The organism is Streptomyces purpurogeneiscleroticus, from assembly GCF_020024005.1.
Taxonomy (GTDB): Bacteria; Actinomycetota; Actinomycetes; order Streptomycetales; family Streptomycetaceae; genus Streptomyces; species Streptomyces purpurogeneiscleroticus.
On the sequence record NZ_NHSG01000230.1, the window covers coordinates 1 to 14,517 of the forward strand.

10 protein-coding genes and 1 pseudogene are annotated in these 14,517 nt (G+C 71.3%); 2 read left to right on the top strand and 9 right to left on the bottom strand.

Going from position 1 to position 14,517, the window contains the following annotated elements; genetic code table 11:
• Positions 1-27 precede the first annotated feature (27 nt).
• A complete protein-coding gene (locus CCS38_RS15025; RefSeq protein WP_223733768.1) occupies positions 28-1,140 on the bottom strand; it encodes a DUF5925 domain-containing protein in 1,113 nt (370 codons plus the stop codon).
• 182 nt (positions 1,141-1,322) lie between these two features.
• Between CCS38_RS15025 and CCS38_RS15030 the strand changes: the two genes are divergently transcribed.
• Positions 1,323-2,708, top strand: coding sequence for a GH39 family glycosyl hydrolase (locus tag CCS38_RS15030; protein WP_372457079.1), 1,386 nt, complete (start codon positions 1,323-1,325; stop codon positions 2,706-2,708).
• A gap of 121 nt (positions 2,709-2,829) precedes the next feature.
• Here CCS38_RS15030 and CCS38_RS15035 read toward each other — a convergent pair whose 3' ends face one another.
• From CCS38_RS15035 to CCS38_RS15065, 7 genes are all read right to left on the bottom strand, one after another.
• Positions 2,830-6,639 (bottom strand): polysaccharide biosynthesis protein, encoded by a 3,810-nt coding sequence (locus CCS38_RS15035; protein WP_223733769.1) that lies wholly within the window; start codon positions 6,637-6,639, stop codon positions 2,830-2,832.
• Positions 6,640-6,725: 86 nt separating this feature from the next.
• A complete protein-coding gene (locus tag CCS38_RS15040; protein ID WP_223733770.1) occupies positions 6,726-7,541 on the bottom strand; it encodes a polysaccharide deacetylase family protein in 816 nt (271 codons plus the stop codon).
• A complete protein-coding gene (locus tag CCS38_RS15045; RefSeq protein ID WP_223733771.1) occupies positions 7,538-8,647 on the bottom strand; it encodes a glycosyltransferase family 2 protein in 1,110 nt (369 codons plus the stop codon). The genes CCS38_RS15040 and CCS38_RS15045 overlap by 4 nt, the downstream gene beginning before the upstream one ends.
• Positions 8,644-9,456, bottom strand: coding sequence for a glycosyltransferase family 2 protein (locus CCS38_RS15050; protein WP_223733772.1), 813 nt, complete (start codon positions 9,454-9,456; stop codon positions 8,644-8,646). The genes CCS38_RS15045 and CCS38_RS15050 overlap by 4 nt, the downstream gene beginning before the upstream one ends.
• A gap of 314 nt (positions 9,457-9,770) precedes the next feature.
• Entirely contained in the window at positions 9,771-10,913 is a 1,143-nt protein-coding gene (locus tag CCS38_RS15055) for a GNAT family N-acetyltransferase (RefSeq protein ID WP_223733773.1), read from the bottom strand.
• Between the two features lies 1 nt (position 10,914).
• Positions 10,915-11,328, bottom strand: coding sequence for a hypothetical protein (locus tag CCS38_RS15060; RefSeq protein ID WP_223733774.1), 414 nt, complete (start codon positions 11,326-11,328; stop codon positions 10,915-10,917).
• 237 nt (positions 11,329-11,565) lie between these two features.
• Complete coding sequence (locus CCS38_RS15065; protein WP_223733775.1) at positions 11,566-12,801, bottom strand: S8 family peptidase; 1,236 nt, start codon at positions 12,799-12,801, stop codon at positions 11,566-11,568.
• A 302-nt stretch (positions 12,802-13,103) separates the two neighbouring features.
• On the opposite strand from CCS38_RS15065, the gene CCS38_RS15070 reads away from it, so the two are divergent.
• Positions 13,104-13,910: an SGNH/GDSL hydrolase family protein gene (locus CCS38_RS15070; RefSeq protein ID WP_223733776.1), complete on the top strand. Its 807-nt coding sequence runs from the start codon at positions 13,104-13,106 to the stop codon at positions 13,908-13,910.
• Here CCS38_RS15070 and CCS38_RS15075 read toward each other — a convergent pair.
• Positions 13,880-14,517, bottom strand: a pseudogene (locus tag CCS38_RS15075) (hypothetical protein); the annotation flags it as partial. The gene CCS38_RS15070 and the pseudogene CCS38_RS15075 overlap by 31 nt on opposite strands.

Sequence of the window (14,517 nt, forward strand, 5' to 3'; positions counted from 1 at the left end):
CTCACAGATACAGCCCCGCCCGCCTCCTCACAGATACAGCCCCGCGTCCGCTCCCGTGTCCTGGGCGGGGACGGCGGCGGGGCGGGTGCCGCGGCGGAGTGCGTACAGTTCGGCGAGGCTCGCGCCGTCGCGGCCGATGCCCTCGTCCGTGCCCAGCCAGCCGGCCGCTTCCGTGCGCGTGAGCGGGCCGACCTCGATCCGGGCCAGGCAGCGGCCGGGCCGGACCACCGCCGGGTGCATCCGCTCCAGGTCCTCGTTGGTCGTCACGCCCACGAGGACGTTGCGGCCCTGGCCCAGCAGGCCGTCCGTGAGGTTGAGGAGCCGGGAGAGCGCCTGCCCGGCGGTGTGCCGGGCCTCGCCGCGGATCAGCTCGTCGCAGTCCTCCAGGAGCAGCAGCCGCCAGCGGCCCCGGCCCGTCGCGTCGTCCTCGCCGATGGCGATGTCCATCAGATAGCCGACGTCGTTGAAGAGCCGCTCGGGGTCCAGTACGCAGTCGACCTGGCACCAGTCGCGCCAGGAGCGGGCGAGCGTGCGCAGTGCGGACGTCTTGCCCGTGCCCGGCGGGCCGTGCAGGAGCAGCAGCCGGCCGGCGATCTCCTCGGGGGTGACCTTCATGAGGCCGTCCAGCGCGTCGGCGACCGGCGCCGTGTAGTTCGGCCGGATCTCCTCCCAGGTGCCGGCGGAGATCTGCCGGGTGGTGCGGTACGGGCCGCGGCGCGGGGAGTAGTACCAGAAGCCCATGGTGACGTTGGCGGGCCGCGGCTCCGGCTCGTCCTCGGCGCCGTCCGTGGACTGGCCCAGCACCTTCTGGGCCAGCTCGTCGCTGACGGCCGTGACCGTGATGTCGGCGCCGCGGTTCCAGCGCGAGACGAGCAGCGTCCAGCCCTCGCCCTCGGCGAGGGTCGCGCTGCGGTCGTCGTCGCGCGCTGAGCGCAGTACTTCGGCGCCGGGCGGCAGCAGCGTCACACCCGGTTTGACGCGCTCCACGGAGCGGCTGAGGGCGTACGGCTGGCGTCCGTTGGCGAACCGCCCCAGGAAAAGGGCGTCCACCACGTCGGAAGGGGAGTCGCTGTCGTCCATCGTCAGACGGATCGGCAGCGACTCCTCGGCGGCGGCCGGCGGCAGGTGATCGGCACACATGCCGGCCATGATCCGGCATGGACCGCGTGCCGTACACGGAATTCCGGGATTACCCGGGCCGGACCGGAGGTGGACGCGGGCTTGACCGGCACTTGACAGGCGGCGTGGTAGTTCTGTCCGCAGGGCAACCGTTACGCGGTATTGCGGCTCAACAGGCGGGATTCTGGCTAGGCTTGCCCGTTGTGGGACGTCATGGGGGGTTACGGGTGGTAATACCGGGGCGCACGCGGTGGGTGATCACCGCGCTTCTCGGCACGGGGGTGACAGTTCTGTCGTTACTCCTGGTCATGTGCGGGTTTCCGCCGGGGGGACAGGAAGGCAGGGGCGCGAACAACGGAGTGTTCGGCAGTGTGAACCCGATGGCTCAGCTGGGCTGGGGGTTCACGCATACGGAGTTCAGCGCCGACCGCGGCGCGGACACCGCCAAGGTGGCGGCCGACCGGCTGCTCACCGGCGACCCGATGGCGCAGAATCAGCACATCATGGGCTGGGGCGCACGCAATCCGGAACCGAGCCCGGGGAAATACAATTTCCGCGACCTGGACCGGCGGCTGGAGCTGATCCGGAGCACCGGCGGCACGCCCGTCCTCACCCTGTGCTGTTCGCCGGACTGGATGAAGGGCGGCAAGGCCGGGAAAACGGACTGGGGCGAGCTGGAGAAGGCGCCGAGCCCGGAGCACTACGAGGACTTCGCGAAGCTGGCGGGGAAGGTGGCGAAACGCTACCCGGAGGTCCGGCACTTCATCGTCTGGAACGAATTCAAGGGCTTCTTCGACGAGGACAAGAACCGCTGGGACTACGAGGGTTACACGCGGCTGTACAACCTCGTGTACAAGGAGCTGAAGAAGGCCGACCCGGAAATCCAGGTCGGCGGGCCGTACATCGTGATGGACAGCTACGGCCCCGGTGAGGAATCCTACGCGTCCGATCTCGCGGGGCCCTGGGGCTCGGTCGACCAGCGGGTCCTGGACGCGGTCTCGTACTGGAACGAGCACAAGGACGGGGCCGACTTCCTGGCCGTCGACGGCTCCAGTTACACCAGGGACAACGAGTACGCGCCGGACGAATTCCGGGCGACGGAGAAATTCGGCGACGTGACGCGGTGGCTGCGCCAGGAGACCGGGCTGCCGGTGTGGTGGTCGGAGTGGTACGTCGAGGTCGCGGACGAGAACGACGACCGGAACGGCTGGAGCGAGCCGCACCGTACCGCCGTCCAGGCCGCCGCGATGATGGAGATGGCGCGGGCCGGCGTCGCGACCGCGCTGTACTGGAATCCGCAGAACGAGGGCAAGGACTGCCCCGGCTGCCTGTGGCGCAGTACGCAACTGGATGACGGCGGCGGCGAATTGCCGATGATGAAACTGCTCGGGAAATTCGGGAAGGAATTCCCGCCGGGGACCGACTTCCGGTCCGTTTCCGTCGCACCGGAAGACCGGCCGAATGTACGGGTGCTCGCCGACGACGACACCGTACTGGTGATCAATACCCTCGACCGGACCATCCAGGCCAAGATCGACGGCAGGACCTTCGACATGCCGGCCTACGGGCTGCGCTGGCTGAAGCGCTGAAGGGCTGAAGCGCTGAAGGGCGACGGCCTCCGCCCCGTACTCGAACGGGGCGGAGGCCGTTCCTGCGAGAGCAGCCCCTACGAGAGCAGCCCCTACAGGAACGGCCCCTACGAGGGCGCCCCTACGAGAGCGTCACGAACCGCTGCACGAGGGCCGCCAGGAAGACCACGAGGAGCGGCAGCGAGAACCAGAACGTGCCCTGGACCCAGCGCTGCGTGCCCACGCTCGGCGGGAGCGCCACCCGCACGATCTCGCGGGTGCCCAGCAGCAGGAGCAGCGCCACCACCGCCAGGCCGCCCGCCACCGACCACGGCGTCCAGGTGACCTTCGGGCCCGCCGGGCCCGGGGCGGGCTGCGGTACCGGGCCGGCCGGCGGGTCCTTCAGCTCGTACAGCACGGCGTCGTCGTTGACGAGCACTCGCCGCAGGTCGGAGCGGCTGTCCAGGTTCGCGCGCAGCCGCTGCTCCCAGCTGTCGGGGTAGCCGCCGTCCAGCCGTAGCGCCTCGGACTGGCCGCGGTTGACGATCAGGTACGACTGCGGCCCCGCGTCCTTCAGCGCCTTGACGAGCGGACCGACGAGCACCGGGTCGCGCGGCGCGAGGGTCGGCTCGTACTGGATGCGCTCCATGTCCCTGGCGCCCCACGGCATGTCCGGGGTCACGTTGTCGACCGGGTCGTCGGTCATCCACAGCAGCCGTACGGTCGGCTCGTCGTGGGCGTACACGTACTCCATCGCCGCGACCTCGCCGGACCGGGTCCGCTCGAACGGCTCGTTGCCCCAGCGGGCCACGAGGAAGCCGAAGACCAGCACCAGGCCCGCCAGCAGGGCCGCGAGCGGCCCGAGACCACGACGGCCGACGCGCGGGAAGAGCGCGAGCGCGCCGAGCACGCACGCGCCGGGCAGCGCGAACATGAAGACGCGCAGCGCCATCTCGCCACCGTAGGACTGCATCCCGAAGGCGAGGAACGGCACGAAGGCGAGCACCAGCAGCGAGCGCTCGGCGAAGCCCGCCATGCGCCGCCGCAGTGCGCCCCAGCAGGCCAGCGCGAGCACCGAACCGGCCAGCAGGACCCGGGTGTACAGGACGAGCTTGTGGGTGCTGCTGCCGCCCTCGATACGGCCCGCCACGGAGGAGGTGACGTTGGAGCCGAGGCCGCCGATGCCGCCGAACAGCTCGTCGAAGTGGCCCGACCAGTAGGGCTCGGCGAGGAAGCCGATCCAGAAGACGACCAGCACGCCGAGCAGCAGAGGCAGTCCGCGCAGCGTCGAACGGCCCACGAGTACCAGGAAGACGAGCACGCCGAGCATCACGAAGGGCGTGAGCTGGTGACCTGCCACGGAGACCGTGAACAGCGCGATCAGCACGCCGAGCAGGACCGCGCGCTGTCCGCGGCTCGCCGGGCGCACCTCGGCCTCACCCGGGAGCAGCTTGCCGCGCAGCACCCGGGGGTCGCGGAACCACACCAGGAGGACCGCGACGAACACGAGGTAGAGCAGGTACGTGAAGCCCTGCGGCGAGAAGTAGTCCTGGCCGACCCAGCCGCACAGCGCGAAGAGCCATGCCGCGCTCCACTTCGCGCGCCAGTCCGCTCGTACGGAGCGCAGCAGCAGGAACACGGGAGCGAGGTACAGGAGTTGGATGGTCAGCGGCCACCAGCGGAGCAGCGCGTCGAAGTCGGTGACGCCGCACGCCTCGGCGAGGAACTGCGCCCCGGCGAAGAAGCCCGGCCAGCTCCAGCGCGCGTCCAGGTCCGGTACGGCGGTGCCGGTGCGGCCGATGTAGTCCAGGAAGCCCAGGTGCTGCCAGGCGGTGGCGAAGCGCGGCTCGGCCTCCAGGACGGCGGGCAGCGCGTGCAGCGCCACGACCGTCAGGAGGAGCGTCGCCGCCAGCAGGACCCGGCGCGGCCGGGAGAGCCACAGCGCCGCGGCGAAGGCCACGGCGAGCAGGGCGGCGCCGGTCAGCGTCGCGACGGGCAGGACGGAGATCAGGCCGAGCCCGCCCATCCGGTCCAGGTCGGCGTCGCCCATCCCGCGCAGCGGCAGCCAGAAGAGCGCGAGGGCGGTCACGAGCAGGGCCCAGACGCCGAGGTCGGGACGGGCGGCGAGGCGGGCGGCCACGCCGCCGCGGGGGGCCGGGGACGCGCCGCTCGTGCCTGCCGCGCCGCCCGCCGCGGCCGGAGCAGCAGGACCAGCAGGAGCGGCCGGGGCCGCCGCCGGGGTGACCTTCGGCAGCCGTACGGTATGCGCCTCCGACGCACTCGACGCACTCGACGCACTCGACGCACTCGACGGGGCCACGACCGGCAGCGGCAGCGTGTGCGCCTCCGCCGGGCTGTCGGGTTCCTTCGCCCAGGAAGGCTTTCCGGAGGGCGGTGGCGCGTCCGCCACCTGCTCCTCCGCCAGCGGCGGCCGCACATCCGGGCGGCGTTCCATGTGGTCGAAGTCCACATGCACGCCCAGCGGCATCGTGTCCACGTCGAGCCGGGCGCGCCGCGCCCATGAGGGCGCGCGTACCGCGTCGCCCAGGTCGCCGTGCACCGCCAGGTCCGCCAGGTCGCCGTCGGGGGCCACCCCGTCGGCCGGCGTCTTGGCCAGCGGCGCCACCGGGCGGCCCCGGACCACGCCGTACAGCTTCACCGTCGCGATCGAGGCGATCACGGCCAGGCTGCACACCTCCGCGACGCCCGCGCCGGCCAGCCCCATCCGGGGCAGCAGGAGCAGCGTCAGGCCGAGCACGAGGAGGCACAGCAGGCCCTGGAGGTACGCGAGGCCCGAGGTCCGGCTCTGCGCGCGCAGCACCGCGAAGTACGTCTCCATGACCACGCGCAGCACCGCGCCGACCGCGAACCAGCGCAGCAGCGGCGTCGCGGCGTCCGCATACCCCTTGCCGAACACGCCGAGGATGTACGGCGCGCAGACGAAGAGGAAAAGGGCGACCGGAACCATGATGCGGGCCATCCGGCGCAGCGCGGCGCGGGTGTTCTCCGCCAGCCGCGCCGGGTCGTGCGAGCCCTCCACGGTCAGCGAGGCGCCCATGTTGATGGCGAGCAGGTTGACCGTGCCGCCGATGGTGGAGGTGATGTAGAAGTACGCGTTGTCGGCCGCGCTGACCTGCGAGGCGACCAGGACGGGGACGAGATAGACCACCGCGAGCGAGAAGAGGGAGCCGGTGTAGTCGCCGGCCAGGAAGCGGCCCATCTCGCGCAGCGAGGGCGGCCGTACGGTGCGCGCGGTGGCGGCGATGTGGCGCGGCACGAGGCGCCGGAAGACCAGCCAGCCCAGCGGGATCACGGACACCGCGATCGCCGCGACCCAGGAGACGAAGACGCCCGCGGTGGGGATGGCCGTCGCGATCGCGACCAGCAGTGCCAGCTTCACCGCCGAGAAGACCAGATTGCCCACCGGCACCCACAGGGCGCTGCGCAGTCCGGTGAGTACGCCGTCCTGCAGGGTCAGCAGCGACCAGGCGATCACCGCCACGATGAAGCCCAGGCCGTTGAGCGGTCCGTGCAGGAAGCGGTACGACGGGCCCCACAGGTCCAGGGTGAGCAGGAAGACGCCGGCGGCCACCGCCACGACCAGCGAACTGCCCGCGTACGTATGGAACACCAGCCGGCCCGTCGCCCGCCCGGCGACCGGGATGAAGCGGGCCAGCGCGCCGGTCAGCGTCAGCGCGGTGAGCCCGGCGAGCAGCTTCATCGCGGCGATCGCCGCCGAGCCCTGGCCGACCGCGGACTCGGTGTAGTAGCGCGCGGCGACCAACCAGAAGCCGAGGCCCAGCAGCCCGGATATGCCCGTGTTGAGCATCAGCGCATAGGCGTTGCGGAAGAGGGGCGTACCGCCGCCGCGCCCCGGGAACCGCAGTTTGCGCCCGTCCGGTGCCTGCTGGTCCCGCGGGCGTTCCTCGGTCCGGGTGGTCGTGTCAGACACTGGCTCGGGTTCCCTTTCCTGAGGCCCGGCACTGTCCGTCACCGGGCCCCACTGACGGCATTGCGTCGGCGCTGCGGCGCGCGGGGTCAGCCCCCGGGCGTGCAGAGCCGGATCGCCTGACGCGATCTGCGGAGCAGGGCGTAGCCCTTGGTGAGGACGCGGTCCTTGGCGAAGGTGCGGCCGATGGCCTCGCCGGCGACGATCCGCCGGAACTCCGCCAGGTCCGTGCTGCGCCGCACGGTCAGCCGGCGCAGCGCATACGGGCCCTGCCGGCGTCCGGCCAGATCGTTGCCGACGGCCAGCGACTGGTGGAAGCCGGCGGCGCGCACCGTCCGCCGCACCCGCCGGCTGGAATAGCCGTACGGGTAGGCGAAGGACACCGGGGCGGCGCCCAGCTGCTCGGCCACGATCGCCTTGCAGCGCAGTACTTCGGACCGGAGCCGGTCGTCGGCGAGTTGGTCGAGCTGGGGGTGGGTGTGGCTGTGGCCGCCGATCTCCACCCCGGCCGCGGCCAGCTCCCGCACCTGGTCCCAGCCGAGCATGGTGTCCAGCGCGCCGCCGGTGTCGTACGGCCCCGGCAGCCAGCCGGTGGAGACGAACAGGGTGGCCGGGAAGCCGTACTTGGCGAGGACGGGCAGGGCGTGGCGGTGCACGCCTTCGTAGCCGTCGTCGAAGGTGATCAGGACCGGGCGGTCGGGCAGCGCGCCGCCGTCCCGCCAGGCCGCCGCGAGCTGCGCGGTGGTCAGCGGGTGGTACCCCTCGTCGTCCAGGACCGCCATCTGCTCGGCGAACGCGCCGGGCGCGACGGACAGGGCGTGCGTCGCGGGGGCCGGCTTGTGGGCGACCGCGTGGTACATGAGGATCGGCACGGGGGAGAGGGCGGTGCCCTCCGGGCCGGTCATGCCACCGCCCCCTCGTCACCGCGCAGCACTCCCTCGCCGGGGCCCGGAGCGTCGCCGCGCGCGGGCTTCTCGGTCCGCACGGTCAGCCGTACCGGTTCGGCCGGGGGCGGTTCGTTCCCGGCGTCCGGCGCGGGGCCCGGTACCGCCGCGATCACGAAGCCGCCGCCGGAGCGGCGGGTGCGGGCGGTGCCGACCAGATAGCCGCCGGCCGCTGCCGCCACGCCCGCGACGATCGCGCTCGCCCGGGCGGCGCCGCCCGGCCTGCGCAGCAGCGCGTCGCGGACGCCGCGCGCCACCCCGGCGGGCAGCACGCGGGTGGTGTAGCGGCGCTCCGTCGCCAGCCCGTCCTGGGCGCCGACGCTGCGTGCGACCAGGGCCTTGGAGAGGCCCTCCGCGTAGGCGCGGGTGCGGAAGTACGCGAAGCGCTCGCGGCCCGCGGGGACCCGGTGGTGGATCACCGAGCGGTCGTCGATGAGCAGTACGGCGTCCGGGCAGGCACGGGTGAGCCGGATGCACAGCTCGGTCTCCTCGCAGCCCAGCGGCCGCTTGTCGCCGTCCCGGCCGATGCCGGTGGCGAATCCGCCGGCGATCTCGAACGCCTCGCGGCGGAACGAGGCGTTGCCGCCGAGGACGTTGCGCACCCGGGTCCGGCCCGGCGGCAGGCCGAGGTAGGTGCAGCCGACGACCCAGTCGAACTCCCGGGGGAACCAGCCGGGTCGGCGCCCGGAGGCCCAGACCGGTTCGGTGCGGCCTCCGATGGCCATCACCTTCGGGTCGGCGTAGCCCTCGGCGAAGTGCAGCAGCCACTCGCGCTCGGCGACCGCGTCGTCGTCGAGGAACGCGATGACCTCGCCGGTGGACTCCGCGACGCCGGTGTTGCGGCCGGCGGAGAGACCTCTGGGCCCGGCGTTGGGCAGCACGCTGATATCGGTGGCCCCGGCGAACTGCGTGCGCAGCCGCGCCAGCAGGGCCGGGTTGTGGTCGACGACGAGCAGGATCTCGTGTGCCGGGTGCAGCTGGTCACGCACCGAGGCCGCCGCGGCGAGAATGTCGCCCCAGCGGTCCTCGGTGTACACGCAGATCACCACGGAGATGCGGACGCTCAAGACACCTCTCCCGTGATCATGGCAGGCCGCACCGCGCGCTTACGGGTGCCGCGTTCGCGCAGGATGACCTTCAGGACGCGGATGCCGTCCCGGACCGCGCGGAGGTTGCTGACGCCGTGGATGCGGTTGTACTCGTGGCTGGGGATCTCCTGGACGCGCAATCCCGCCTTCACGACGCGGATGTTCATCAGCGTCTCGACCTCGAAGCCCGCGCAGTCCAGCGCGATCTCGTCCAGGCAGTGCCGCCAGAAGGCGTTGTAGCCGTAGCACAGGTCGGTGTAGCGGGCGCCGAACTTGGTGTTGACCAGGGTGGTCAGCACACGGTTGCCGAGCTTGCGGATGGGCGTCATGTCGTCGGTGCCGCCGCCGTTGGCGAACCGCGAGCCCTTGGCGAAGTCGGCGCCGCCGACCAGCGCCGAGACATAGGAGACGATCTCGCCGCCGTCGGCCGAGCCGTCCGCGTCGATCATCACGATGATTTCGCCGGTGCACGCCGCGAAGCCGCTGATCAGGGCATCCCCCTTGCCCTTTCCCCGCTGCTTGACGACCGTGACGTCCGGCCGCAGGTCCCGCGCCACCTGAACGGTGTCGTCGGTGGAATTCCCGTCCACCAGGACCACTTCATGGATCCAGTCCGGAAGTGTCTTGAAGACGTACGGGAGATTTTCCGCTTCGTTCATCGCCGGTATCACGACGCTGACCGGCGGGGCAATCGCCAAGTGCGAGGAAACGGGTCGGTATTGCGCCTGTGCGGGAATCCGCGCGGCGGATTTCTGTTCCGTCTCCGCAGGGCGAAGGAACGAGCTCATGAGTCTTTTTCCCTCTCGTCCGGTAGGCCGCCCACCCCCGGGCAGCCCGGATGTGTTTCCGGTTCGAAAGGGGGGTTCACACTCTGTTCAGCACGGCATGGAACACCGGACGGACAGAGCGAGCTGGCATGCGTGTTTCCGCGGCTCGTGGCTCGACGCTGGCACACGTATCGAGCACGGCACCCCCCTACCGCGCCCCGCATCGGGCCCCGTCGCGGCGCTTGAGCCCTCCCCTAGAGCCGCTGCATGACGTTCCGTTGCGGGTGGATTGTACGACCGTATTGATGATTGACACTCTATGGCAAGTGCTGGAACTACAAATCCCCTTTTGTCTTGTCGGCGGAAAGGGTGCGGGTCACTCCGAGGTCTCCGGTACGAATCCGGCCCATCCGCTTGAGCAGCCGGTCGGCCGGCTCGAATAATTCCGGCCGGGTCACCACGGTGTTCCGCAGTGCTTTTACCGGAGCGCGTCGCGCGCGATGTCCCAGCGCCACCGGATGGCGCCGCGTCACCCACCCTTCGGAAACCTGAATTTCGCGTGTCTTGAACGAGTCCTTGTACTCCTTCTCGCCACGGCCGAGATCCAGGTACGCCATGGAATCCGCGGCGGCCCCCTCGGCCATCCGCAGATGCAGGATCAGCCCCGGCGAGAATTTCGCGAACTCCGGGTCGTAGGCGGGGAACCAGCACGCCAGTACCCGCTCCGAACGCAGTCCGAAGTGCGCGGCGACCGGCCGCCCGCCGGCGTACAGGACCGACAGCACGCCCGCGAAGGAGTCGGTGCGGGTGTGGAACAGCTGCTCCACCAGGTGCGTGATCCAGGGCCGCGCGAAGCGGTCGCTGCGTCCCGTTCTTCGGTACTGCGCCGATTTCCAGTCGATGAGTCTGCGCAGAACGGCCGGATCGCGCTCGTCGTGGACGTACCGCACCTCGCCCACGTCCCGCCCGAGCTTGCGCTCCTTGGCGAGGGTCGTGCGGGTGAACTTCGGCGACTGCTTCCGCAGCCGGGCCAAGTACGCCTCGAAGCCCTGGTCCACGTCGATCACCGGGGACGGGAACGACTGCAACGGCTGCGTCTCGAAAGGCTTCTGGCCCTCGACCAGGTGGTCGAACTCCAGCACCGCCAGCCCGCACGCGTGCAGCAGCTCGCGCGCGTCCCACTGGAAACCGGGCCGGTGCACCAGCCCCTGGGCGTCCGAGACGCCGAGGCCGATCGCCCGCCCGACGCCCAGCGCGGTCCGCTGGAAGGGCAGGAACGCGGCCGGCTCGCCGTCCTCCCTGATCGCCGCGATCCGCACGCCCCGGCGGCAGCGGCCCACCGCGAGCGCGAACTCCGGTGCGAGGAAGGGGTTTGCCAGGGCCGGTGAGCCCAGGAGGTGCGCCTGGGACTGCACGGCAGTCCACGCCGCCCGGTCGGCGCCGCTCAGCTCGCCGGGGCGGTACACGCTGATGTCCACTTCAGTCCGTCCGTGCCTCTGGCGCGGACGCACCCCGGCGCACCACGCTCGCCAGCAGAAAGAGGGTGCCGCTGATCGCCGCCACGGCCACCACCCCGCCGCGCGCCGACCACACGTGCAGGGACAGCATCGTCTGCGCGACCAGCATGTCGACCGCGAGAGCCCCCGCGCCCGCGACCACCGTGCGGCTGAGCGGGTCCAGGCGTCCCAGGGCGGCGGCGATGGCGGCCGCCGGTGCGCCGAGCAGGAAGAAGAGCGTGAAGGGCGCGCGCAGCGGCGAGTCGAGGTCGAAGAGCGCCAGCACGGCACCCACACCCCCCACCGCGACGGCGGCGCCCGCGAGCAGTGGCGTCGGCTCCCCCCGGACCGGTCTGCTGCCGCTCGATCTGTTGCTGTTGATGGTCTTGGTCTGCATTGGCAGCTTTGCCCCCCATAAAGCGGCCTGATGCTCATAAGCACCCGATGCCGGGCTTCAATGTGGCGCGGCTGCCGGGTGCTCGTCAAGATGCAAAGAAGACGTGAACGAGCCACGTCCGCCGCACTGGTCGCGGTGGACGCGGCTCGCTCGGGAACTGTGGTACGAGCTATGGAACGGTTGATTCCGATCGTGTCCGGAACGTGGTGGGCACCGGCGTGCGCGGGCGCCCGGAGGTTACGGAACGATCTTCAGGAGCTTGTTCGGTGAACCGCTGCCCGGGCTGGTCACGACGCCGGACGTGGCGCCACCGACCAGGGCGCTCGACACCGCGGCGGGCGAGGCCGAGGGGTGCCCGGCGAGGTAGACGGCGGCCGCACCGGCTACGTGCGGGGTGGCCATGGACGTACCGGAGATGGTGTTGGTGGCGGTGTCGGAGGTCCGCCAGGCGCTGGTGATGCTGCTGCCGGGCGCGAACAGGTCCAGGCGGGAGCCGTAGTTGGAGTAGCTCGCCCGGGCGTCGGTGCTGGTCGTGGCGCCGACGGTGAGCGCTTCGGGGACGCGGGCCGGCGAGGAGGTGTTCGCGTCCACGTTGCTGTTGCCGGCTGCGACGGCGTACGTCACGCCGCTCGCGATGGAGTTCTTCACGGCGGTGTCCAGTGCCGTGCTCGCGCCGCCGCCCAGCGACATGTTCGCCACCGAGGGGCCGCTGTGGTTCTTGGTGACCCAGTCGATGCCGGCGATGACCCCGGCGGTGGTGCCGGAACCGGAGTTGTTGAGCACCCGTACGGCGACGACCTTGGCCTTCTTGGCGACGCCGTAGCTGGTGCCGGCCGCGGTGGCCGCGACATGGGTGCCGTGGCCGTTGCCGTCCTGCGCGACGTTGTCGTTGTCCACCGCGTCGTAGCCGTTCACGGCGCGGCCGCCGAAGTCCTGGTGGCTGATCCGGACGCCGGTGTCGATGACGTACACGGTGGTACCGCTTCCGGCGCTGTCCGGGTACGTGTAACTACGGCTCAGCGGGAGGTTCGTCTGGTCGATGCGGTCCAGGCCCCAGGACGGCGGATTGGCCTGAGTGGCCGTGGCGTGCACCGTCGTGTCCTGGAACACCTGGTCCACGGCCGGGTCGGCGGCGAGGCGTCTCGCCTCCGCCGCGGAGAGCTGGGCCGCGTAGCCGTTGAGCGCAGCGGTGTACGTGTGCCGCACGGTGCCACCGTGCGCGGATATCAGGCGTCTGCCGTCGGCGGACGCGGCCTTGAGGCCCGCGGACTTCTTCAGGGTCACGAGGTAGCTGCCCTGGACGGCGTTCTCGGCGCCCGCGCCGATGACCGTGCCCTCGGCGGGCGCGGCCTGGGCCGGGAGCGCGGTGACGCCGAGGGTGACGGCGGCCGACGCGGCGGTGACCGCCGTGGCGATCCGGAGCCTGGCCGGGATCCGGCCGAAAACCTTGGTGGTGGTACGCATCACTGCCATGCGAGGGGGTCCTCCTCATCAGGTGCGCGTGGTGCGTGCGCATGGGGGGTGGCGCACGGATTCGTGCGCTACGAGCGGCTGTTGAGGGTGCGACAGTCCGCTGGGACGAAAGATTCGCGAGAGTCGGTGGAATATTCAAGAGGGCCTGGCCGAATTGTCATATGCACGACATAGTGCAGTAATCCACCGGAGTGCGTGGCCAGTAATGCTCTACGCGAGTAGCAAAGTTGGCATGAACACTTCCATGGCCCGGGTCGTGCTGCTACCACGGTTGCGGCAGAGATCCTGCTATTGGAGGTTCCATGAGAGTTTCCAGATGTGCGGGCTTCTTGTCCGCCTTCCTCGTCGCCTCGTCCCTGGCACTCTTCGGCGCCACTCCCGCTTCCGCAGCCCAACTCGACGGTGCCGCCCGCTATGTGGCGCTCGGCGACTCCTACTCCTCCGGCCTCGGAGCCGGCAGCTACGACAGTGGCAGCGGCTCCTGCAAGCGCAGCAGCAAGGCGTACCCCGCCCTCTGGGCCGCCGCGAACTCACCCGCCTCATTCACCTTCGCGGCCTGCTCGGGGGCCCGTACGGGTGATGTCATCAACAGCCAATTGACGCCACTGAACGGCGAAACGACCCTGGTCTCCCTGACCGTCGGCGGCAACGACGCCGGCTTCGCCGACACCATGACCACCTGCGTGCTCAACTCCGAGAGCGCCTGCCTGTCCCGGGTCCAGCAGGCGCGCACGTACATCAACACCACGCTCCCCGGAAAGCTGGACCAGGTGTACAGCGCCATCTCCGGCAAGGCGCCCAACGCCCGGATCGCCGTCCTGGGCTACCCCCGCTTCTACAAGCTGAGCGGCACCTGCGTCGCCGGCCTCACGGAGAAGGAACGCGCCGCCATAAACGCCGCGGCGGACGACCTCAACGCCGTCACCGCCAAGCGGGCCGCCGACCACGGCTTCGCCTTCGGCGACGCCAACACCACCTTCGCCGGCCACGAGATCTGCTCGGGCAGCTCCTGGCTGCACAGCGTCCGCTATCCCGTCGAGGAGTCCTACCACCCGACCGCCACCGGCCAGTCCAGCGGCTACCTGCCGGTGTTCCGCGCCACCACGTGATCCCCGCCGTACCAGGACGAGCCGTCACCCTCCGAAGGCGAGCCGTCGTCCCCCGGGGGCGCGCTCTCGTCCCCTGAGGGCGAGCCCCCGCCGTACGTGGGCGAGGCCCCCGTCTCTGTAGGGGACGGTTCCGGGGCCGTCTCCGTGGGAGGCGGCCCCGGGGGCGTGTCCGTGCCCGAGGGAGCCGGCTCCGGGTAGGAAGGAGCAGGGGAGGCCCCGCCGCCCGGGGCCTCCCTCTCGCACGTCAGGGAGAAGGCGGCCCTGTTCGAGGTGCCCGCCTCCGGGCTCCGCACCTGTACCGCGACCCGGCCCGCCCGCGTGCCGTCCGCCTCGTACGCCGTCTCCGTGTGGCCGACCGTCACCCGCTGCGCCCCGTCGCCGGGGAAGCGGGCCGTCCGCCACCTCCCTTCGTGGCCCCGGTCGCCGTCGGACCGCCAGCGGTAGACCACCTCGGCCGGGCCGCGGCTCACCGTGATCACCGCCGAGAAGGCCGGCGCCGCACCGGACGGCGGCGGGCAGCTCCCCGTATAGCTGCCGCGTACGGTCGAGACGACGACCCCGACCGAGACCGCCGGCGGTGCCGTGCGCCGCCCGCCCCCGTCGTCGC